This window comes from Aeromonas sp. ASNIH1, from assembly GCF_002934285.1.
GTDB classification, from domain to species: domain Bacteria; phylum Pseudomonadota; class Gammaproteobacteria; order Enterobacterales; family Aeromonadaceae; genus Aeromonas; species Aeromonas caviae.
Window position 1 is genome coordinate 3,649,477 of the sequence record NZ_CP026228.1, and the last position, 17,909, is coordinate 3,667,385.

Annotated in this window: 31 protein-coding genes; 17 read left to right on the forward strand and 14 right to left on the reverse strand. The window is 60.3% G+C overall.

The genetic code is table 11. From position 1 onward, the window contains the following. Positions 1–20 precede the first annotated feature (20 nt). A complete protein-coding gene (locus C2U37_RS17805; RefSeq protein WP_158656270.1) occupies positions 21–1,214 on the forward strand; it encodes a tyrosine-type recombinase/integrase in 1,194 nt (397 codons plus the stop codon). 158 nt (positions 1,215–1,372) lie between these two features. Here C2U37_RS17805 and ssb read toward each other — a convergent pair whose 3' ends face one another. From ssb to C2U37_RS17870, 13 genes are all read right to left on the reverse strand, one after another. Further along, a complete protein-coding gene (ssb, locus tag C2U37_RS17810) occupies positions 1,373–1,846 on the reverse strand; it encodes a single-stranded DNA-binding protein (RefSeq protein WP_104452808.1) in 474 nt (157 codons plus the stop codon). Continuing rightward, the gene (locus C2U37_RS17815; RefSeq protein ID WP_104452809.1) at positions 1,846–2,103 is read right to left on the reverse strand and encodes a hypothetical protein; all 258 of its coding nucleotides are present in this window, start codon (positions 2,101–2,103) and stop codon (positions 1,846–1,848) included. Before C2U37_RS17815 ends, ssb begins: the two co-directional genes overlap by 1 nt. Positions 2,104–2,157: 54 nt before the next feature. Next, on the reverse strand, positions 2,158–2,352 hold the full coding sequence (locus C2U37_RS17820; RefSeq protein ID WP_041211145.1) for a hypothetical protein: 195 nt from the start codon (positions 2,350–2,352) through the stop codon (positions 2,158–2,160). Further along, positions 2,328–2,765: a hypothetical protein gene (locus C2U37_RS17825; protein ID WP_104452810.1), complete on the reverse strand. Its 438-nt coding sequence runs from the start codon at positions 2,763–2,765 to the stop codon at positions 2,328–2,330. Before C2U37_RS17825 ends, C2U37_RS17820 begins: the two co-directional genes overlap by 25 nt. Continuing rightward, positions 2,762–2,956, reverse strand: coding sequence for a hypothetical protein (locus C2U37_RS17830; RefSeq protein WP_104452811.1), 195 nt, complete (start codon positions 2,954–2,956; stop codon positions 2,762–2,764). The genes C2U37_RS17825 and C2U37_RS17830 overlap by 4 nt, the downstream gene beginning before the upstream one ends. 89 nt (positions 2,957–3,045) lie before the next feature. Next, on the reverse strand, positions 3,046–4,857 hold the full coding sequence (locus tag C2U37_RS17835) for a DNA cytosine methyltransferase (RefSeq protein WP_104452812.1): 1,812 nt from the start codon (positions 4,855–4,857) through the stop codon (positions 3,046–3,048). Then, positions 4,854–5,498, reverse strand: coding sequence for a hypothetical protein (locus C2U37_RS17840; RefSeq protein WP_104452813.1), 645 nt, complete (start codon positions 5,496–5,498; stop codon positions 4,854–4,856). Before C2U37_RS17840 ends, C2U37_RS17835 begins: the two co-directional genes overlap by 4 nt. Continuing rightward, a complete protein-coding gene (locus C2U37_RS25140) occupies positions 5,495–6,544 on the reverse strand; it encodes a phage N-6-adenine-methyltransferase (RefSeq protein ID WP_233768421.1) in 1,050 nt (349 codons plus the stop codon). The genes C2U37_RS17840 and C2U37_RS25140 overlap by 4 nt, the downstream gene beginning before the upstream one ends. Continuing rightward, positions 6,541–6,783 carry a helix-turn-helix transcriptional regulator gene (locus C2U37_RS17850; protein WP_104452814.1) on the reverse strand — a complete coding sequence of 81 codons (243 nt, stop codon included), beginning with the start codon at positions 6,781–6,783 and terminating at the stop codon, positions 6,541–6,543. The genes C2U37_RS25140 and C2U37_RS17850 overlap by 4 nt, the downstream gene beginning before the upstream one ends. Continuing rightward, complete coding sequence (locus C2U37_RS17855; RefSeq protein ID WP_104452815.1) at positions 6,780–7,358, reverse strand: 3'-5' exonuclease; 579 nt, start codon at positions 7,356–7,358, stop codon at positions 6,780–6,782. Before C2U37_RS17855 ends, C2U37_RS17850 begins: the two co-directional genes overlap by 4 nt. After that, positions 7,355–7,699, reverse strand: a complete 345-nt coding sequence (locus C2U37_RS17860; protein ID WP_104452816.1) for a DUF4406 domain-containing protein — start codon at positions 7,697–7,699, stop codon at positions 7,355–7,357. Before C2U37_RS17860 ends, C2U37_RS17855 begins: the two co-directional genes overlap by 4 nt. Before the next feature lie 134 nt (positions 7,700–7,833). After that, positions 7,834–8,418 (reverse strand): hypothetical protein, encoded by a 585-nt coding sequence (locus tag C2U37_RS17865; RefSeq protein WP_104452817.1) that lies wholly within the window; start codon positions 8,416–8,418, stop codon positions 7,834–7,836. 204 nt (positions 8,419–8,622) lie between these two features. Next, a complete protein-coding gene (locus C2U37_RS17870; protein WP_041211151.1) occupies positions 8,623–9,273 on the reverse strand; it encodes a LexA family protein in 651 nt (216 codons plus the stop codon). 87 nt (positions 9,274–9,360) lie between these two features. Here C2U37_RS17870 and C2U37_RS17875 point away from each other — a divergent pair, with 87 nt between their 5' ends. From C2U37_RS17875 to C2U37_RS17930, 12 genes are all read left to right on the forward strand, one after another. After that, positions 9,361–9,537 carry a Cro/CI family transcriptional regulator gene (locus tag C2U37_RS17875; RefSeq protein ID WP_050498207.1) on the forward strand — a complete coding sequence of 59 codons (177 nt, stop codon included), beginning with the start codon at positions 9,361–9,363 and terminating at the stop codon, positions 9,535–9,537. Continuing rightward, positions 9,534–10,055: a phage regulatory CII family protein gene (locus tag C2U37_RS17880; RefSeq protein WP_185219228.1), complete on the forward strand. Its 522-nt coding sequence runs from the start codon at positions 9,534–9,536 to the stop codon at positions 10,053–10,055. The genes C2U37_RS17875 and C2U37_RS17880 overlap by 4 nt, the downstream gene beginning before the upstream one ends. Before the next feature lie 77 nt (positions 10,056–10,132). Then, entirely contained in the window at positions 10,133–10,348 is a 216-nt protein-coding gene (locus C2U37_RS17885; protein WP_104453273.1) for a hypothetical protein, read from the forward strand. Next, a complete protein-coding gene (locus C2U37_RS17890) occupies positions 10,338–10,604 on the forward strand; it encodes a hypothetical protein (RefSeq protein WP_104452819.1) in 267 nt (88 codons plus the stop codon). Before C2U37_RS17885 ends, C2U37_RS17890 begins: the two co-directional genes overlap by 11 nt. Before the next feature lie 52 nt (positions 10,605–10,656). After that, the gene (locus tag C2U37_RS24720; protein WP_158656271.1) at positions 10,657–11,661 is read left to right on the forward strand and encodes a hypothetical protein; all 1,005 of its coding nucleotides are present in this window, start codon (positions 10,657–10,659) and stop codon (positions 11,659–11,661) included. Beyond that, positions 11,639–12,124 (forward strand): hypothetical protein, encoded by a 486-nt coding sequence (locus tag C2U37_RS17900; protein WP_104452820.1) that lies wholly within the window; start codon positions 11,639–11,641, stop codon positions 12,122–12,124. The genes C2U37_RS24720 and C2U37_RS17900 overlap by 23 nt, the downstream gene beginning before the upstream one ends. After that, on the forward strand, positions 12,124–12,405 hold the full coding sequence (locus C2U37_RS17905) for a hypothetical protein (RefSeq protein ID WP_104452821.1): 282 nt from the start codon (positions 12,124–12,126) through the stop codon (positions 12,403–12,405). Before C2U37_RS17900 ends, C2U37_RS17905 begins: the two co-directional genes overlap by 1 nt. A gap of 76 nt (positions 12,406–12,481) precedes the next feature. Further along, positions 12,482–13,192, forward strand: a complete 711-nt coding sequence (locus C2U37_RS17910) for a phage antirepressor KilAC domain-containing protein (RefSeq protein ID WP_041205556.1) — start codon at positions 12,482–12,484, stop codon at positions 13,190–13,192. Further along, a complete protein-coding gene (locus C2U37_RS17915) occupies positions 13,189–13,386 on the forward strand; it encodes a DUF3283 family protein (protein WP_005324004.1) in 198 nt (65 codons plus the stop codon). The genes C2U37_RS17910 and C2U37_RS17915 overlap by 4 nt, the downstream gene beginning before the upstream one ends. After that, on the forward strand, positions 13,383–14,375 hold the full coding sequence (locus C2U37_RS17920) for a DUF968 domain-containing protein (protein WP_233768422.1): 993 nt from the start codon (positions 13,383–13,385) through the stop codon (positions 14,373–14,375). Before C2U37_RS17915 ends, C2U37_RS17920 begins: the two co-directional genes overlap by 4 nt. Next, entirely contained in the window at positions 14,362–14,748 is a 387-nt protein-coding gene (locus C2U37_RS17925) for a RusA family crossover junction endodeoxyribonuclease (protein ID WP_041211155.1), read from the forward strand. The genes C2U37_RS17920 and C2U37_RS17925 overlap by 14 nt, the downstream gene beginning before the upstream one ends. Positions 14,749–14,842: 94 nt before the next feature. Further along, a complete protein-coding gene (locus C2U37_RS17930; RefSeq protein ID WP_233768423.1) occupies positions 14,843–15,370 on the forward strand; it encodes an antitermination protein in 528 nt (175 codons plus the stop codon). Between the two features lie 75 nt (positions 15,371–15,445). Here C2U37_RS17930 and C2U37_RS17935 read toward each other — a convergent pair whose 3' ends face one another. After that, positions 15,446–15,772 carry an XRE family transcriptional regulator gene (locus C2U37_RS17935; RefSeq protein WP_104452823.1) on the reverse strand — a complete coding sequence of 109 codons (327 nt, stop codon included), beginning with the start codon at positions 15,770–15,772 and terminating at the stop codon, positions 15,446–15,448. Between the two features lie 191 nt (positions 15,773–15,963). Between C2U37_RS17935 and C2U37_RS17940 the strand changes: the two genes are divergently transcribed. The 4 genes from C2U37_RS17940 to C2U37_RS17955 all read left to right on the forward strand — a co-directional run bounded on the left by C2U37_RS17940 (position 15,964) and on the right by C2U37_RS17955 (position 17,835). Continuing rightward, a complete protein-coding gene (locus C2U37_RS17940) occupies positions 15,964–16,266 on the forward strand; it encodes a hypothetical protein (protein WP_233768424.1) in 303 nt (100 codons plus the stop codon). Between the two features lie 2 nt (positions 16,267–16,268). Continuing rightward, the gene (locus tag C2U37_RS17945; RefSeq protein ID WP_045525021.1) at positions 16,269–16,760 is read left to right on the forward strand and encodes a lysozyme; all 492 of its coding nucleotides are present in this window, start codon (positions 16,269–16,271) and stop codon (positions 16,758–16,760) included. After that, positions 16,760–17,299 (forward strand): DUF2514 family protein, encoded by a 540-nt coding sequence (locus C2U37_RS17950; protein WP_104452824.1) that lies wholly within the window; start codon positions 16,760–16,762, stop codon positions 17,297–17,299. The genes C2U37_RS17945 and C2U37_RS17950 overlap by 1 nt, the downstream gene beginning before the upstream one ends. 191 nt (positions 17,300–17,490) lie before the next feature. Beyond that, entirely contained in the window at positions 17,491–17,835 is a 345-nt protein-coding gene (locus C2U37_RS17955; protein WP_233768485.1) for an HNH endonuclease, read from the forward strand. Positions 17,836–17,909: the final 74 nt, after the last annotated feature.

Consider the following 17,909-nt stretch of genomic DNA (forward strand, 5'->3'; position numbering starts at 1 on the left):
AAAATTTTAATGGGGTAGCAATGGCGTTATCAGATAGCTGGCTTCGAGGGGTGAATGGTAAACCATATGCTGGCCCGAGCGAAGTGAGCGACGGTGATGGGTTGAGTGTCCGGGTCTCACCGAAGGGGGTGGTTGCGTTCCAGGTTCGGCATGTGGTCGACGGGAAGCGGGTTCGGACCTCTCTTGGTCGGTACCCGGCTCTGACCTTGCGAGAGGCCCGGATAAAGGCCGATGAGCTCAAAAGCGGTGTTGCGCCGATCAGTGCCTCGGGCGACGAGCCTACGCCTGCAGCCTTGTTTGATGAGTGGTTCGAGAAGTACGTGATGCGGGAGTGCCGAGAAGGTACCCAGAAATACTATCGCTATACCTTCTCGTCGGTGAAGAACCGCTTGCCTGACCGGCCAATCAGCCAGATCACCATGGACATGTGGTTGAGCTATTTCGATGCCATCAGCGAACGGGCACCCGGGGTTACCCGTGTGGTGATCACGGGGCTAAAGGCCTGCTTCAACTGGCATGTTCGCCGCGGCACGATCAACATGCCCAACATGATGAGTCTGCGGGCCAGGGATGTTGGCGCCCCCGCCAAGACCGGTCACCGGGTGTTGACGGTGCCAGAGGTTGCAAAGATCTGGCGGGCCATTGAGGCCAGCCGGGCCGGAACCGGCAACAAAGTGATTCACTTGCTTTGTCTGGTCTATGGGTGCCGGCTGTCCGAGGCCAGAACGCTCAAGCGTCAGGACCTGGATTTCGAGTCTATGGTCTGGACCGTACCGGCGGAGATCAGCAAGACCGGCCGGCCTATCCGCCGCCCCATCACATCGGTGGGCAAGCAACTGTTCGAACGAGCAGCCATGGCGTCGGTGGACCCAGTCTATCTGTTCCCGGGTCAGGGGGAGGGGAATGGGCCGTTGGAGATCCACTCATGTAATCGGTTGGTGAGCCGCTTGCGCAGCAGCCTGGGGATCCCCCATTGGAGGATTCATGATGCTCGTCGAACGCTGTCGACCCGGCTATCGGAATTGGGGGTGTCGCCCCATATCACCGAAGTGATGCTGGGGCACACCCTGACTGGCGTGATGGCTGTTTACAACAAACATGACTGGCTTGAGGATCAAGCGGCTGCCTATGAGCGCTGGTGGACAGTGATCCAGCGGGAGCTAGGCGTTGCCACTGATCCGGTTGTGGCTATCAATCCAGGCCATGACGTGTGATTTGATCCAGCGCAGTGGCTGGTGGTCGATAGGCTTGGGAAAGGTCGCGTCTTTATTGCGGAGGTGATACAAGGCGGTTCGACCTTTTCCCAGCATCACCATCAGTTCTTTCTGCTCAATTTTCTCAATGGGCTCTAACATAAATCCTCCGGTGAATCCTAGAACGGCAGGTCGTCATCGTAATCAAATGGCGGCTCGTTGCTTTGCTGGCCCGCAGATGGGGTGGCGGCAGGCCTGGCTGGTGGCTGGGACTGAGCCTTCTGCGAACTGCCTTGCTGCGGCTTGCCGCCAAGCATCTGCAGTACCCCGGTGAAGCTGTCGACCTGCACCTCGGTGGTGTAGCGGTCCTGACCGCTTTGGTCCTGCCACTTGCGGGTCTGCAGTTTCCCTTCCACATAGACCTGTGAACCCTTCTTCAGGTACTGGCCCGCCACTTCGGCCAGCTTGCCCACAAGCACCACCCGGTGCCACTCGGTGCGCTCCTTGGCCTCGCCGGTCTGCTTGTCACGCCATGTTTCTGAGGTAGCCAGGGTGATGCTGGTGACAGCGTTCCCGCCGGGTATGTAGCGCACTTCCGGATCCTGACCCAGGTTGCCGATCAGGATGACTTTGTTGATGCCGCGGCTGGCCATCAGCGATGCTCCAGGGCTTGATGGAGTTGCTGGAACTTGGCGTTGACCTGCTTCCATTCGGGATCCTTTGCCTGCTTGAGGCAGTGGATACGACGGGCCATCGCGAACTTGGCCTTCTCCAGTATGTTGGCGCTGGTGGCGTGGTGCTGGGCTTTCTTGTAGGAGAGGGCCGCATCCTGATGGTTGCCGGCATGCTCCTGCTGGATGGCCTGCTTGAGATCATCCCGGTAATTGCGCTGGTAAAGTTTGATATGCATCGTGTCCTCCAGGACAGTCGTGGTTCGTTACACCCAGGCAGCATGGCCGGGCATTCAATTCAGGGGGGATTCAATCTCCTGGTACTCCAGTTCGTTGAAATTCAGATACTGGGCCGGGGCCTTGTCGATGGCGGCCAGCCGGATCTGCTGGTGGGTCATCGGGTGGTGCGCCTCGACAGTTCCGGTCAGGCGATCCGGTGCGGCTCCCAACTCTGTGGCCGCATTCAGGGTGTAGCTGTAACGGTGCATTGGCCTGCTCCTTTGGTTGTGTCGATCTGCCAGCGGTAGCCGCCGTGTTGTTTCTGCTGGCCGGCAAGACAGCGGGTGATGCCGACCCTGACAAAGCCTCCCTTGGTCTCGGCATCCGTGACGCTGTCGAACCGGACGACCTGATCCCCATTGATGCCAATCACCGGGGTCTTGCGCCACTGTGGCGGTTTGACTGCGTCAACGAAGAGGCGGCGGGTATGGCGTCCACGACCGTTATCCCCAACCATGCAGAAGTGTTCAATCCGGGTGGTGAAGCGGGACTCTCGGTGGATCTGGCCCATCACGATGCTGGCCTCACTGACAGTGAGGGAGAACTCGGCGGCCACCTCGGCACTGATGGCGCCGCCGCCTCGGGCATGAACCCATTCGGCAATGTCCTGTACAATGCTCATACGTTTCCCGCCTCGATTTGCGCCAGTACCTGCTCGGCTTCCTCCCGCACACCCAGCTCATCGCCGTCGAACGTCTTGATGAAGGCGTGGATCCCATGCCAACGTGAGCTGAGAGAGGCCTCGCTCACCTTGGCTATGGCGTCCAGCGCCAAGTGGTGTTTTTGTCCTTTGGTATCGGTGACCGTGATCATGCTGCGTCCTCCTTACATCAGCGCCAGCGCAATGAGCGTGGCCAGTGTGTTGAGCACCAGGATGGTGATCCCGGCGGCTTGCTGCTTGGTCATGCTGCCCTCCTGGCTTGCAGGTGCTTGTACGGGTTGTTGGCTCTGGCGATGGCTGCCATCGGCGGCGGGCTGACGCTGTTGCCGACCATCAGCACTTGATCGGTGATGGAGAGCGGGGTGCCGTCGTGACCGCGGTCATGGATGTAGTGGCGCGGCATGCCTTGGCAGCCATACAGCTCCTTCGGTACCAGCATGCGCAGGCCGATATCCACGATCACCCATGTGTTGCCGCACCAGGTCACGGTCACCAGTGCCAGCCGGTCCTTGGTGGTGATGGTGTGCATCGGCTCAGTGACGGCCCCCCACTGCCCGCCGCTCGAGTAGTAGCGCATCAGGAAGGCGCTGACCCGCAGGGCCCCGGCCTCTTGCTCCGGTGTCAGGCCAAACTCACCCGGGCTCGCCATCACGGTCTGCACCAGAGCGTGATGCTGGCCCGCTGAAACGATGGTGGGGAGCTGGCTCTCAGGAGTGCTCGGCGGCAGGTTCTTGCGCAGGTGCACCATGAAAGCGGAGGACAGTTGCTGCTGGCTGCCGCTGGAAGTGATAGTGCTGCAAGGATCAGCCACGGATCTGGCAGGCACGGTGTTGAACCCGCCGTTGGCCTGCACCATCAAGGGGGCCGCCAGCATAGACTTGCCACCGCCGCCGGCCATGATGGCCGCAGCGGGCTCATCGACCCCGTGCTCGCCCCCTTTACCAAAGTGGCGCACCACCAGCGGGGCCAGACTCGGGTTGCACAAGGCGAACGCACCGCCCTTGGGCCAGCCGGTGATGGTGCGCAGCGGGGCGTCAACCGAATCGACACCGCGCCCTGACCAGTTGGCCAGCTCAATGATGAAGGGCTTGGGATTGGTCAGCACCTCGCGGATCACCCCGATTGCCACGCGCTCCAGGGTCGCATCGGCCAGCGGGCGTTTGACGTTGAGCCCCTGTGCCAGGGCTTCTTCCTTGGTGAGGAAGATGCTGGGGCAGGGGATAGACCAGTCGATGTGATCCGCCGTTACCCGATACGGCTTGAGGTGGCTGCCTGGTGCCGGGGCCTTGCAATGGGTTGGAGCGGGCCAGCAAACGGGCTCCCCGTCCCGGCGGGCAACGAGGTAGAGGCGCTGGCGGCTGGTGGCCGCACCGTAATCGGCAGCATTCTTGACGGTATGGTCAAGCTCATACCCCATGCGCTCGATGCTGGCCAGAAAGCGGCGCCAGGTCTGGCCTGCCCGCTTGGGATCCGGTACCAGGTATTGCTGCTGGCGTGGCACCCGCTCCCCTGGGTCGGCGATATGCTGCTCGATCTTGGTCTTCTTGCCGCGCTGAACCTCGACCAGCTTGATGACCCGGCCAGTGGCCTTGTCCCGCTTGGCGACGAGGGGCCCCCAGGTGCGCATCTGCTTGACGTTCTCCATGGAAAGCACTGCAGGTTTGCTCAGGGCCAGCCACTTGGTGATCACCCAGGCCAAGCTGCGGATCTCCTGCTTGCGCGGCTGACCGCCGGCGGCCTGTGAGTGGTGGGTGCAATCCGGGCTGGCGTGCAGCCAACCGACCGAGCGCCCTGCCAGCACAGCAACCGGGTTCACGGCCCAGATATCCTCCTGCAGGTGCAGGGCCTCCGGGTGGTTCGCCTGATGCATGGAGAGTGCCTTGGGGTTGTGGTTGATGGCGATGTGCACCGGGCGCCCCAGCCCACGCTCTATCCCCGTGCTGGCGCCACCGCCGCCAGCGAACAAGTCCACGTTGATGGCAAACTCCAGATTGAGCGGGGTCCCGGTCACCTTGGCCCTGACGGCGCGGGAACGACGAAGTGTGTTGCTCATGCTGCCACCTCATTCACTCGAGTAATGGCATTGACCATCACGCTCTTTTGGGTGACGGGGCTGAGGGTCGGCTCGTTATGCAGGGCGTTCATAAAGGCGATGACGGCCTCCTGGCGGTGCAGGTCGAGCATGGTGAAGGCTTCTGTGAAGTTGTATCCCTCAACCTGCTTCAGAGTGGAGACAGCCTTGCGCAGCAGCGCCTTGGTTTCCTCGTCCAGGGTGGTGTATTCGTCCATGAGCTGCTCATCGCTGACCGAGATGGCGATCGCTACCTCCCGGGCGGTGTAGTGCTCCTTGATGCCATAGAGCACTGTCAGCACGGCGACAAAGCACGACCACTCAGCGCCGCCCAGATTGAGCTCGTCGTTCTGGTAGTCGAAGGCCCAGTCCTCGAGCGGCTTGGTGCTGGGTTCCTCGGTTGGGTGGTGGGCATCCAGCAGCTCGAGCTGCCGCTCTGCATGGTTTGGCTCTGGGCTGGTGGCTTCGGCACTCTGCGCCAACAGCTCGGCGGCCTTGGCGGTGGCCAGTTCCAGAAGATCGCCTGGGGCCGTCAGGTTGTCGATGATCCAGGCGGCCAGCTCGGCGGTCCTGGCCTGGGTCAGGATGTCCGCATCGTCGATCTGGTAGATAACCCCCTTCACTGCTGGGTGGCGTTGCCAGTGGGGCAGGGTGGGGGAACGACTCTCTTCTGCGACAAAGCCCTGATGGATAGGCTTGCCAGCAGGTTGGCGACTGCCAGATCGAGCCGATAGAAGATCTCGGAGAGTGGATAAGGCTCGTCCAGCCAGCCTTGCACATAACCCCTGACCGTATCCTGTTGCTCTTCGCCGAGATCAACGCACTCAATCTGCTTGGCCATGATGCTGCTGGCATCGGCATAGCCCAGTTCGGCCGCCGCCGCGGCGCTGGCCTCGTTATCGTCGGCTGCTGGTGGTTCCCCCGCGGCCGGTTCTGTTTCGGCGGGTTGCTCCTGGGTGACCACGGGGGTCAGCTTGGGCGTGGCGTTACGGATAACGTGATCGGCGGCCAGGGTGAGCTCCACCGCTTGGCGGTGGATCATGTCGAGGATGATGCTGCCGGTGGTGATGAGGTCGTCACGGCGCAGGCGCGCCTCGGGGCGGCGCTCGCCCTGCCAGCCGGCGTCGAAGATCACCACGGCTGAGGCGAAGCCGCTGGAGCTGGGCTTGTCCTTCTTCGGGTCGCGGGGCACGTACCAGCTCGGTACCTCAAAGCCGATGCGCCCGCTGATGAACTGGATGAAGTCGGCATCTTCTGGCCACCAGGTTTCGCTGGTGGCGGCCTTGATGAGCAACATGATCTTGGCGCCCAGCGCCCGTTGCTCGCGGCAGTAGTTGAGGATGGCCTCCATCCCGGTGATGGGGTTCCCCTCACTATCCGTGCAGGGGCGCGAGTAGGGCGGGTTGGCGTAGGCAGCGCCCCCCAGGCGGCGCAGGTCGGCGGCCAGCTCCTGGGTGAGGGCGTTGTCTTCGGCATCGTAGTAGTGCGGCACCAGGTGGTTGCAGTCGTCGGCAAACATGTCGAGCACCACTGGCCCCAGGGTGGGGGCGAACTGGTGGAACAGGCCCCAGGCCAGCGCCTTGGGGGTCTGCCACTGATCGCCGATCTGCTTGAGTTCGTGGTCAGGCTGGGCCTGCAGTTCGGCCAGCGCTTGGGCGTAGTGGTTCATTGGGGTTTCACCTGATAGATGACGACGTTGGCTTGGCGTGGGTAGCGGCCGATGCTGCCCCGCACCTGACGGCGCGCACTGCGTCTGGCGAGCTGGCCTGCATTCACCAACTGATTGAGGTGGTAGCGGGCGTTGTAGTTGTTGCAGGTGCAGCAGATCTGGCCCAGCCATTTCGTCATGGCCTCGCTGACGGTCATGGGACCATGCTCGGCAAACAGCGCGATGATGTTGGCGTTCATGCTGTGCTCCTTTCCTGAGTGGGCTTGCCCGCCAACTGCTGAATGATGGCGCTGACGTAGCGGGCTTGGTGCTTGGCATCGTCCAGGGCGCAATGGCGAACTCCCTCGAAGGGCATCTCCTTCTTGGGGTTGAAGCCGAGCAGGGTACGACCGAGGTCAACGATGGTGCGCACATCACGGTCGTTCCAGTGTTTCCAAGGCACGATGAGGCCGCACGCCACATAGGCACTGCGCAGGATCACATTGTCAAAACCCGCTCCATTGCCCCACATCTGCACATCACGATCAGGGCAGCAGGCGACGATCCAGCGGTAAAAGTTGCAGAGGGCATCGGGCAGCTGGAACTGCTCCCCCTTGATGAGGCCTGCTCTTGCTTCCTCTCCTTGACCCAACCACCACAGCACGGTATCGGGGTCGATCTCCCCGGACTTGGCGCTGCAGCGCAGATCGATGGCAGCCTCGAACTCTGCGCCAAACTCGCCGGTCAGCGGGTCAAAGAACACGGCCCCTATGCTGACAATGGCCGCACGCGGGCCATTGCCCATAGTTTCCAGATCCAACATGACGTGCTTCATGCTGCTTCTCCTTCAGTGGTGGGATACCAGGCAAAGCCGTCTTCGGCTTGGCGGATGACTTTTCCGCACTTCATGGCGAGGTGGAACTCGGCGGTGGCGCCCTGGCTATCGCGCCAGCCTGGGAGCATGACCAGCTCGTCGGCGAGCATGACCATAGGCAGGCAACAGGCCATGTACTCGGCTTGGTTCAGGCCCTCGGGGAGGGTGGCAGGGTTGAGCGGGATATGGCCGCGCTCACGCTGGTGGTTGGCCTCGGCATGGAAGGCGGGGCGGTTGCAGTCAGGCATGCCGGTCATGGGGCCGGCGATGTAGATGCGCTTTTGGTGGTGTTGGTTCGACATGGGTCATCCCGTGTACTGATGAGTACGGGATAAGTTAAGTCATCCAAACGCTAAAGTAAAGGTTGATGTTGTGAATGCTTAACACTACTGTTGGTAAAAGCCCGCCGTGCTGGTGGGCTTGAGTGCAGTAGTTTCTATTTCACGGCCTGAAGTTGTTTTGCAACATCTCTAGCCACTTGGGAGGCAACATCGTCCCAAGCTGCTTCCAAGATACCTGTAGCGCTCATACCGCCTATGGATGGATCATTTTTACGTGAGAAATAGGTTTTCACCCACTGACTTTTGCCCAAGGTAAGCTTGGCTTTGAATGTTATCTCACCTACGTCTAGAGAGGGGGTTACATTAAATACGCCAGCTGAATACTCGAATTTTGACTTTGCTTCAATAACATCAATCAGTAAAGGAAGACCATTTGGAGAAACCTGAGTGAAAGCGCTAATGGCTTCACTGATCCTAGCTGCCATGGCGACACCGGTCGGAATCCGGGTTTGGGATGCGCTGCCCACATAGCCAGAAGCACCTTGAACATCGATCCTGGTTGGGAAGCTTGATGGGGCCCATGTGATCATGACCGCTGGCAAATCTCTATCTACAGCTTCTTTTTTGAGTTCTTGATATGTTGGATATGAGAGGCGGTTGTTGAATGGCAGCGTCACTGCACAACCACTGAGAACACTAATAGCTAGGGTTGTTATTAATAATGGTTGAACTGTTTTCATATTAATCCTTTGTTTTTATTTTTAGAACCAATGTTATTTGGACAGATTTTTCTTAGCTTATAGAAAATAAAAGCATAAGACACCATTGTTGAATTTATGGTTGTTTAATTGGCTGTCTATTAAGAGCTGAATTGTTCAGTCCTTTCACTTATAACAGTTTTCAATCACCCCAAACTATTCCAGCAAGGTGATACATTGGAATTGTTATCTGCGCTTTCTTCTTCGGCGATGTTCAACCATAGTGCCGATGATTTGGATATGCTGGCGATCCGAGCGCATGGTGGGAAAATCGTCGTTAAGTGGGACTAGTTCAAAGACCTCTTGGCCATCCTCTCCGATTCCCCTAGGGCGATATTTCTTGAACGTTGCAGCTTCCTCACCATTCTTGGCAACTACGAAATCCCCTGGGTGAGGGTGTTCGTCCGGGTCAATCAGCACCACATCCCCTTCGACAAACTCCGGTTCCATGGAGTGGCCTTTCAACTCTATGGCAAAAGCCCGCTCCCCCAGTTCGAGGTCTGTGGTGATGTAGGCCATATTGCCATCGCACTCGCGGATCTCGTTTGGTGCTGTCCATACCCCTGCCTGCACATAGCTGATCACCGGGATCCGGTGAGTGTCTGGTGATGCTATCTCCATGTTCTGACCAGAAGGCTCGCCCTTCCCATCCATCAACCAAAACACAGAGACGGAGAGTGCCTTTGCCAACTCGGAAAGGTTCTTTGCGTCAGGGGTATATACCCCATTCTCCCACTGTGAAATGGATGCCTTGTTTGCGCCTATTTTGTCGCCGAGTTGCTGCTGGGTCATTTTCAGGCGCGACCTAGACAGCTTGATGCGTTCTCCGATGCTCATAGTTAAGTAATTTAAACCTTTTGGCGTTAATTGTGCTTGACCGGAGAGTTGCGCTTACTTAACCTTTCCTCATCGACAGGAGGGGCTATGAAGAAACTAGACGTTATCGCCTACTTTGGCGGGGTAACAAAGACCGCGAAAGCACTCGGCATAAGCAAGTCGGCAGTGTCGCTATGGGGGGAAGAAATCCCTTACGGTCGCGCTTGTCAGGTCCAGCTCCTCACCAAGGGGAAGCTGAAAACTGAGCAGGTGCGACCATCATGACAAAACCCACCAGAACAACCACGAGAGTGAAGCGGGATCACTCCCACCTTTCTGACCCTATTGACGCCGCTTATCAGTTGAGCCGCAGCTACAACGTCACCGAGCTGGCAAGACTGATGGGCAACAAGCGCCCGACCACCCTGAACAACAAGTTCAATCCGCAGTGTGAAGACCACCACTTGTATCTGTCTGAGGCGATCGCCGTGACCGAGCTGACCGGTGACAACGCCATTCTGCAAGCCTGGGCGCTGTCTCGTGGCCAAGTGCTGGTGGCCCTGCCGGATACCACGGTGACCGAGGAAGAGCTGGCTGACCAGGTGATGACGGTCACCTCTGTGGTGGGGGCGGTGTTCGGTGAGCTGCATCTGGCGCGTCAGGATGGGGTGATTGACCCGATCGAGCGGCAGGCGATCACGGCGGCGGTGCATCGCGCCATCAGGGAGCTGTTGAGTTTGGAAGAGTCAGTGGCAAGTCAGGTTCGTCCGTTGCCAGTGGCTGTGCAAGGAGGAGCGAAGTGATGAACGTCGTTGAAATGAATCGGGCCCGCGCCGCGGTAACAGCCGGACCCACGGTCGATTTCACTGGAGAAAACAACATGGATAAGCGTATCGAAGCTGGCGACAAAGCGCAAGGCAAGCGGCGCAACGTGATCCCGGCTGTGATCCCGCGTCTGGTGGAGAGTCAGGGCCAGTCCTATCTGGTCTATGGCGGTCTGCTGCGCGGCATCAAGATCCCGGCAACCAAAGAGCAGGCCAAGCGTCACCTGAACTGCCTGATGCAGCACCTGCAGGAGGTGGCCCATGCATCCTGAGCTGTTTATCGAGCGCAACGTGGCGCAGATCCTGACGGCGGGGGGATACACCCCGGATGTGGTGCACACCGCAACCCAGGCGGCCCTGCGGCATTTTCGCACCATGCCGTGCTTTGCCAAGGGGCAGGCCTTTGCCAAGTGTCTGGCGGAGGGAAAGAAGATGGCCAAGTTGCTGCAACGCAAGCTGCGCCAGCAGGAGAAGGACGCCAAGAAGGCGGCCAAACCGACGCGAGTGAAGAAGGTGAGCCATGGGTGAGGTAGTCAGACTGGCGGCCCCGGTGGCCGCCCCTGTTTCGCGAGGATGCAATGTGGCCGACAACCGTCGCAGTGGGTTTGTCCTGCTGTACAAGAGCCTGAAGGAGGTGCCGTTTTACCGCGATCCGGTGCGCAAGGCGCTGTGGCTGCACCTGCTGCTGGAGGCGGCGCACGAGCGCTGCGAGGTGAGCTTCAACGGCAATCGCCTGTTGATCCAGCGTGGCCAGGTCGTAGGCTCTGCCCGTTCCCTTGGGGAGGCCTGCGGCATCTCTGAAGACAGTGCTCGCCGATCCCTGGATGCTTTCGAGCAGGAGGGGATGATCAGCCGCTCCAGCAAGCAGGGTACCCGTGGTTATACCCTGGTCACCCTGCTCAATTACGACCCTTACCAGCGCGGAGTTTCAGAACACATTGGCGCGGAGTTTCGCGCGGAGTTGCAACCCGCATCAAAGCAGGGGACGGAGGGGGTATCGCAATCTGATGGCGCGGAGTTAGGCGCGGAGTATCACGCCGAAGATCTAAACAAGATAAACAATAAAACAAACAAAGATCTTAAAGACTCTTCGTCGCAACTCGCTGACGCGACTTTCGACCAGCAGGGGGAGGGAACTGCCATCGAGGGGGTTGCCGATCCAGAACCCAAGGCCCGGGTGATTCCCGAGGCTGCCATCCAAACCCCGAGCGGCAAGGCGTGGGGAACCGGTGATGACCTGATGACCGCGCAGTGGATGTTCCGGCGGGTGCAGTTGATCACCCCGACCGCCATTGAGCCGAACTGGGCGCAGTGGGCGAACGTGATACGGCTGATGCGCGAGCTGGACCAGCGTAGCCACCGCGATATCTGCGAGCTGTATGACTGGGTGAGCCGGGATGCGTTCTGGTGTGCCAACGTGCTGTCGCCGCAGAAGCTGCGCCAGAAGTGGGACCAGCTGCAGGCCAAGCGCGGTAATCCATCTGGCGGCCACCAGCGCCCCCTGTCCAATCTGGCGCAAGCCCAACAGCAGGCCCAGGCCCTGCGAGCCGCGGGGGTCGATTATGACGACAACACTCCCCTCTAACGTGACCAGTCTGCCCGTGAATCAGGCCAGTCTGCAGGTGAGCACCGGCATGTCGATGTTCCTGGCCGATGAGCTGTTGCCGTTGATGGCCGGGTGCTGGCCCGCCAGTGCCAGCCAGTTGGATGCCAATGCCCGCGGCGTGGCCATGGCCTGGGGTGTTCAACTGCGCGGGTTCACCGCCCAGCAGATCCGCGAGGCGGTGTTAGAGCTGGCCGATGACGCCGGCCGCCAGTTCGCCCCGCGCCCGGCCGAGGTCAAGGCCACCATCCTGCAGCGCAATCCGGTACCGAAGTCTGCCCCTGTGGGCCGCCAGGTCTCTTTGCGAGCCTGCGAGATGCAGGCGGAGGCCCTTGTCTATGTGCGTGATCGCGAGGTGACCGATGAGGCTGTTCAAGCTGAGCTGCAGCCACTGCTGGCCCAACTGCACCGCGAGGGTGTGACGATAACAGGGAGGATGGCGTGATGGCGGTGACGTTCAGTGATGCCTGTGAGCGGGACATTCGCCGCGCCCGGTATGTGCGGGTGGCGGTGTACCCGGAGGTGAAGGACTGGTTGCCGGTGCAGGTGCGCCTTGAGGTGTCGGATTGCCCGCGGCAACTGGGGTTCACCTCCCAGGCCCACCGGGCCGGGCACTACCTGGTACAGGGTGCCGAACTGGCTGAGGTGATGAAGGCGGTGAACGCCCTGCGCGGCCAGCAACAGCGGCCCGCCCCGCTGGAGATGATCCCATGCGCGATTTCATGAGGGGTACCCTGATGGTGGTGGTGCTGGTGGGGTTAGCGGTGTATCTGGCCGCGAATGTGTCGATGGGGGTGAGGTGATGGAACTGATGATGCGGGGGGCAACCCCTTTGACGATGACCAGCGTGGAGATCGCCGAGCTGACCGGAAAGCGCCACGACAACGTGATGGCCGATATCCGCAAGATGCTGGTGGAAATTCAATCTCCTGAGAAGTCAGGCGATTACCAGGATGGCCGTGGTCGCACCCAGCCGTGCCTGTTGCTGGACAAGGACGAGACCCTTTGTCTGGTGGCCGGTTACAGCGCCCAGTTGCGGATCCGGATTATTCGCCGCTGGCAGGAGCTGGAGCAGCAAGCCCACCAGCCCGCGATGATGATCCCCCAGACCCTGCCGGAGGCACTGCGCCTTGCTGCCGAGCTGGCCGAGCAGAAGATGGCGCTGGAACAGAAGGTGGCGATGGATGCCCCGGCGGTGGAGTTCGCCAAGCAGATCGCCAGTGTGGAGAAGGGGATCACCTTGTCGGCGTTCGCCAAGACGGTGGGCCTTGGCCCCAATACCCTGTTCACCCTGCTGAGGGAACGCAAGATCTTGATGAGTTGCCGCGGGGAGCGCTGGAACCTGCCGATGCAGGAGTATGTGGACCGCGGGCTGTTCGCGACCCGGGAGAGCTCGTTTGACAGCAACGGCGAGCGGCGCATCAGCTTCACCCCCCTGATCACCGGCAAGGGCCAGCAGTGGCTGGTGGAGCGACTGATCCGTGACGGCATCCTGCGTGGGGTGGCGGCATGAGTCACAACCTGGCCCTGTTGCCATCGGCTGAACGGCAGCGCATCGAGTTGATCAAGCAGGCGCACCTGCTGGTCTGGCGCCGGCGGCGCAATGAGATCGGGCGTGAGGTCGTGGTGGCCGCCATCGATGAGGTGGATGAAGAGCACCGTGAGTGGTTTCGCCAACAGTTGAATGCGATCAGGGGGCAAGCGTGAGCGCAGGTAACGCCGTGTTTGTCGAAGCGCTGGGGCTGGCCCTGGTGCCGCTGGGAGACAGCCTGCCGGCGGTGAGGCGTCAACTGGCTGGCAAGCCGGTGCGCCTAGTGCGCGATCAGGGATCCGACCTGCTGGCCCAGTACCCTGAGCTGGTGTCGGCCCTGGCCTGCGCCGCAGTGGTCAATGCCGCCGGTGGGGAGCTGCTGACCGCCAATGCCACTGCTTGCGTGATAGCCGATGGCTGCATTGGGGAAACCGTCACCGCAGAGGTGGAGGGGGTCCATCTGCCTTTGTGCTGGCATCACGACAACGAGCACCGCAATGGGCAGTTACCGATCCGCCTCGCCGATGTGGCCGGGTGGCTGGCGCAGCTTGTGCTGCAGCGGGTCGCTGGCTGGTGTGGGGTGGCCGCTGCTGACCTGACTGCCCGGGATCTGTGCTGGTGGGCGACCGTCTATAAGGTGCTGCCTTCATTGCCGGATCCGCTGCTGCGCTCTGCCTGTCGCCTGGCACCCATCGAACCGGATCGGAAGTGGTCGCCCCGTGGTAACCGGGAGACCGATGCTCGCTATCGTGATCATCGCCTTGAGGTGGCAGAGCGCGATCCACTGGCCGATCTGCGGGCTCGCATCAATGCCAAACCGGCCATTCGCCAGATTGATCCTGAGCCTGCGGCCTTGCATTTAGGCAAGCCCAAACGACAGCGCTGGGAGTGTGCGGCCTACTTGGCTTTTGTTCGACAGTTGCCCTGTGTGGTGACGGGCCAGCGCGAGGGCATCGAGGCGCACCACGTTGTGGGTCACGGGATGAGTGTGATGGGCAGCAAGGCGCATGACCTGATGTCGTTCCCACTCGCCCACCAGCCACACATGGAGTTGCACCGGATCGGGTGGAAGGCTTGGGAGGCCAAGCACGGTTCGCAGTTGGAGCACGTTATCAACACACTGGAGCTGGCTTGCTCCTTGGGAGTGTTCAATGCCAAAAGCTGATTCATGGACAGTGACCCTGCCATGGCCCCCTTCAACCAACCGGATCTGGCGCAATGTGGCCGTGAGCGGTAAGCCCAGAACCCTGCTGAGCCAGGAGGGGAGGGTTTATCGCAAAGCTGCGGCCGATGCCTGTCTGGCTGCCAAGTTAGCCGGCAAGCAGATTCCCGATCGGCTGGCCCTGCGGCTGGTGGTGCAGGCCCCTGACCGGCGAGCCCGGGATCTGGATAACACGGTGAAGGCGGTGCAAGACGCCCTGACCCACGCCGGGGTGTGGCTGGACGATAGCCAGATCGACCGGTTGCTGGTGGAGCGCGGGCCGGTAGTGAAAGGGGGAATGGTGTCGGTAACGGTGGAGGTGATGAGTGCGCTTTGAATATGCAATCGCGATTGGGGATCCGCGTTCTGTGATGCTGCACGCCTATCAGGCCCAGTCAACGGGGCGCTCTCATCTGACAAAGAGTGATGTGATGACGGCATTGGGAATGGTTCAGAAGCACAATGGTGCCGGCATGGCGCTGGTGATGGCGCGTTACTGCAAAGACCTGGGGGACGCCAAGAAGGCCCTGCTGGCGGTGCAGGCCGAGTGCACCAAGATTGCTCCCCGCTATGTGGGGGGCAACAAGGAACGTGGCCACGGCATGGCCTTGCGCCGGGTGGCCTTGCGCCGGGTGGCCGAGTTGGCCCTGGAACACTACTGCCGCACTGCTGACACTCCTGGGGCTGCTTGTCGTTGTGGTGGTAGAGGGACAGTCCGGGATCTGGAGTTATCCAAGTTACATGGCAAGCCCATGGACAAAGCCTGTCCCCGCTGCGGTGGTACTGGACTTCGTCCGATCCTGGGCAGTCAGGTCAGGCGGGCTATTGAGGTGCTGGTGGGCCAGTTCACCCGCGGGCAGTGGGAGAGGGGGTGGCACCCTCTTTATCTCGCGGTGCTGGCCTGGTGCCACCAGCAGGAGTCTACGACACAGGCGCGCTATGGGTATGTGACACGATAGAGCCGCTTCTGGCTAGATTGAAAAGGGGGCTTTCGCCCCCCCAATTATTGCATTACCAACATGGCTACTGGCCGATCAGATGATGGCGCGCTCACCCAGGGTGGCGAAGTTAGTGACCCTCACGACTCCATCCGGGAAGCGGGCCACAACTTCCAATTGACCTCCCATGGCTTCAATGTGGCTGCGCAGTGTCGAGAGATACATATCAGTGCGCTTTTCCATTTTGGCTATGGCTGGTTGTTGGACGTGCAGTATTTCTGCGAGCATTTTCTGGGACAGCCCGCGAGCCTGACGCAGTTCGTCCAGTGGCATCTCGGCCAGCATTGCCTCTGTTTTTGCTACGGCGCGAGCCTGTGACTCAGGAGTCATCTTGGCGCGCAGATCGTTAAATTTCTTAGCCATCGATAAGGCCCTCCCTTCTCAGTTGTGCCAGATGTTGATCATAGAGGCTGTCTGCGATCGGGATGTGAACATCATACTTGTTACTAAGGCGAGTGTAATAAAGCGTAATCATTCCATCAATGGAATGCGCTTATTGCTCCGATCTATCGGTGTCTTTACATCCCCTGCAATTTTTGGCAAAGTTGGCACCAATGATGGAAGACTGCACCCGAAAGGATGTGGTCTTTTTTATTTCTTGCTCTCAAACCTCGGCCTTGCCGAGGTTTTTTCGTTTCTGGGGTGGATTCATGAGTCAAGGCCATGAGCAGATCGCTACCACTGTGGTCGGTGAAACTGCGAAATCTGCCCCTCCTGTAGCGGTGGTGAGTATGTCGTGGGCTGGTGTCTCTTTGAATGACTGGGTGCTGATCGCGACGCTTGTGTGGCTTTCGGTTCAGATCGGCTGGTTTATCTGGTCGAACATCATCAAGCCACGCGCCAAGCAGGTGGGGTAGGCATGACAAAAGTACGAATTGCCATAGCGGCGCTCACTCTCAGTGCTGCCGGCTTTGTGGGGATCCTGAATCGGGAGGGGTTTGAGCCGACGGCTTACCCCGACCCCGTACACGGTACCAAGCTCCCCACTATCGGCTTTGGGAGCACCGAAGGGGTCAAGATGGGTGACACCATCACGCCCGTCGCCGCGGTGAACAGGAGCCTTCGGGAGGTGCGGGTGTTCGAGAATGCCCTCAAGGCCTGCATCAAGGTGCCACTCCACCAGTATGAGTTCGACGCCTATGTCGAGCTCTCCCACAACATCGGTCCCGGCGCCTTCTGCCGATCCACCATCGTGAAGCGCCTGAACGCTGGCGACTACCCCGGGGCCTGCGAGGCGATCCTGCTATTCAAGCGTTCCGGCAACCAGGACTGCTCGGTACCGGGGAACCGGGTATGCCCCGGGCTCTGGAAAGACCGGCTGCGCCTCAATGCGAAGTGCAAGGGGGTGTGATGGGAGTGACTCAGCAGAGCAAGGTGCTGCCGTTCCTGGCCGGTGCCTTGGTGATAGCCGCACTGGCCGGCGGCGGTGTGGCGCTCTATCGCTCCGGTCATGCTGCTGGGGAGGAGGGGGAGCGCAAGACCTGGCAGGCAAAGTGGAATGAAGAGGCTGCCCGCCTTGCCTCAGCCAGAACTAAGGCTGAGCTGAAGGCTCGGGAGGAAGAGCAGCGCCGGCAGGCTGAAATCGATGAGGTGAGAGACCATGCACAAGAAGAAATCGCCCAAGCGCAGGCTGATGCCGCTGCTGCTGACCTTGAGTCTGGCCGGCTGCGCGAGCAAGCCCGCCGCCTGGCAGCCCGAGCAAGTCAGTGCGCCAGCAATCCCGGGGCTGCCCAAGGAGGCCCGGCAGCCGGACATCCTGCCATGGTGCTCGCCGACCTGCTCAGCCGGGCTGACGAGAGAGCGGGTGAGCTGGCAGCAGCGTATGACCGAGCTCGAGCGTCAGGATTGGCCTGTGAAAGAGCCTATCTCTCATTGACTCAACCCCGTTAACCCAACTACCGCAATACCCCACCCCCCAGGTCAAAGGTGCAGCGCTTTGACGTTGCCCCCGCCTCGTTGCTTGATACTGGCAACATGCGCAGACATTGATTTACCTTGCCGCCCAATGCTAGCGCCATGCAGCGATGCCCATAGCAGCAGCGGGCGGCCCTTATTGTGGAGTGACCATGCCGCCAAGACGGATGAAGCCATGCCGCCATCCTGGCGGTTGCAGTGCTCTGACCAATGACAAGTCCGGCTTGTGCGAGGCTCACCGCGTTTCTGGATGGGAGCGATATCAGGCTGGGTTGTCCAGGCATCAGCGCGGGTATGGTTCGGCATGGGATAAGCTGCGGGAAACTATCTTGCAGCGTGATGGATACCTTTGCCTGACCTGCTTGGGCGAGGGGACATACACCCCCGCGAACATTGTTGACCATGTGGTGCCAAAGGCGCACGGCGGCACGGATGACCCGAGCAACTTGGCGTCCATTTGTACCGCTCACCACAAGGTTAAGACCGCGAACGAGCGGCTGAACCGGCGGTGAACTGGCGTGAAACTGAACGCCAACCCAGAAAACAGCCCTCCCCAGGCACCCTTTCGGCGAGATCCTCAAGAGAT

Excerpts from the sequence above, each read along its gene's own strand:
- C2U37_RS17805 (WP_158656270.1), top strand. The coding sequence starts at position 21 with ATGGCGTTATCAGATAGCTGGCTTCGAGGGGTGAATGGTAAACCATAT.
- ssb (WP_104452808.1), bottom strand. The coding sequence starts at position 1,846 with ATGGCCAGCCGCGGCATCAACAAAGTCATCCTGATCGGCAACCTGGGT.
- C2U37_RS17815 (WP_104452809.1), bottom strand. The coding sequence starts at position 2,103 with ATGCATATCAAACTTTACCAGCGCAATTACCGGGATGATCTCAAGCAG.
- C2U37_RS17820 (WP_041211145.1), bottom strand. The coding sequence starts at position 2,352 with ATGCACCGTTACAGCTACACCCTGAATGCGGCCACAGAGTTGGGAGCC.
- C2U37_RS17825 (WP_104452810.1), bottom strand. The coding sequence starts at position 2,765 with ATGAGCATTGTACAGGACATTGCCGAATGGGTTCATGCCCGAGGCGGC.
- C2U37_RS17830 (WP_104452811.1), bottom strand. The coding sequence starts at position 2,956 with ATGATCACGGTCACCGATACCAAAGGACAAAAACACCACTTGGCGCTG.
- C2U37_RS17835 (WP_104452812.1), bottom strand. The coding sequence starts at position 4,857 with ATGAGCAACACACTTCGTCGTTCCCGCGCCGTCAGGGCCAAGGTGACC.
- C2U37_RS25140 (WP_233768421.1), bottom strand. The coding sequence starts at position 6,544 with ATGAACCACTACGCCCAAGCGCTGGCCGAACTGCAGGCCCAGCCTGAC.
- C2U37_RS17850 (WP_104452814.1), bottom strand. The coding sequence starts at position 6,783 with ATGAACGCCAACATCATCGCGCTGTTTGCCGAGCATGGTCCCATGACC.
- C2U37_RS17855 (WP_104452815.1), bottom strand. The coding sequence starts at position 7,358 with ATGAAGCACGTCATGTTGGATCTGGAAACTATGGGCAATGGCCCGCGT.
- C2U37_RS17860 (WP_104452816.1), bottom strand. The coding sequence starts at position 7,699 with ATGTCGAACCAACACCACCAAAAGCGCATCTACATCGCCGGCCCCATG.
- C2U37_RS17865 (WP_104452817.1), bottom strand. The coding sequence starts at position 8,418 with ATGAAAACAGTTCAACCATTATTAATAACAACCCTAGCTATTAGTGTT.
- C2U37_RS17870 (WP_041211151.1), bottom strand. The coding sequence starts at position 9,273 with ATGAGCATCGGAGAACGCATCAAGCTGTCTAGGTCGCGCCTGAAAATG.
- C2U37_RS17875 (WP_050498207.1), top strand. The coding sequence starts at position 9,361 with ATGAAGAAACTAGACGTTATCGCCTACTTTGGCGGGGTAACAAAGACC.
- C2U37_RS17880 (WP_185219228.1), top strand. The coding sequence starts at position 9,534 with ATGACAAAACCCACCAGAACAACCACGAGAGTGAAGCGGGATCACTCC.
- C2U37_RS17885 (WP_104453273.1), top strand. The coding sequence starts at position 10,133 with ATGGATAAGCGTATCGAAGCTGGCGACAAAGCGCAAGGCAAGCGGCGC.
- C2U37_RS17890 (WP_104452819.1), top strand. The coding sequence starts at position 10,338 with ATGCATCCTGAGCTGTTTATCGAGCGCAACGTGGCGCAGATCCTGACG.
- C2U37_RS17900 (WP_104452820.1), top strand. The coding sequence starts at position 11,639 with ATGACGACAACACTCCCCTCTAACGTGACCAGTCTGCCCGTGAATCAG.
- C2U37_RS17905 (WP_104452821.1), top strand. The coding sequence starts at position 12,124 with ATGGCGGTGACGTTCAGTGATGCCTGTGAGCGGGACATTCGCCGCGCC.
- C2U37_RS17910 (WP_041205556.1), top strand. The coding sequence starts at position 12,482 with ATGGAACTGATGATGCGGGGGGCAACCCCTTTGACGATGACCAGCGTG.
- C2U37_RS17915 (WP_005324004.1), top strand. The coding sequence starts at position 13,189 with ATGAGTCACAACCTGGCCCTGTTGCCATCGGCTGAACGGCAGCGCATC.
- C2U37_RS17925 (WP_041211155.1), top strand. The coding sequence starts at position 14,362 with ATGCCAAAAGCTGATTCATGGACAGTGACCCTGCCATGGCCCCCTTCA.
- C2U37_RS17930 (WP_233768423.1), top strand. The coding sequence starts at position 14,843 with ATGACGGCATTGGGAATGGTTCAGAAGCACAATGGTGCCGGCATGGCG.
- C2U37_RS17935 (WP_104452823.1), bottom strand. The coding sequence starts at position 15,772 with ATGGCTAAGAAATTTAACGATCTGCGCGCCAAGATGACTCCTGAGTCA.
- C2U37_RS17940 (WP_233768424.1), top strand. The coding sequence starts at position 15,964 with ATGATGGAAGACTGCACCCGAAAGGATGTGGTCTTTTTTATTTCTTGC.
- C2U37_RS17945 (WP_045525021.1), top strand. The coding sequence starts at position 16,269 with ATGACAAAAGTACGAATTGCCATAGCGGCGCTCACTCTCAGTGCTGCC.
- C2U37_RS17950 (WP_104452824.1), top strand. The coding sequence starts at position 16,760 with ATGGGAGTGACTCAGCAGAGCAAGGTGCTGCCGTTCCTGGCCGGTGCC.
- C2U37_RS17955 (WP_233768485.1), top strand. The coding sequence starts at position 17,491 with ATGAAGCCATGCCGCCATCCTGGCGGTTGCAGTGCTCTGACCAATGAC.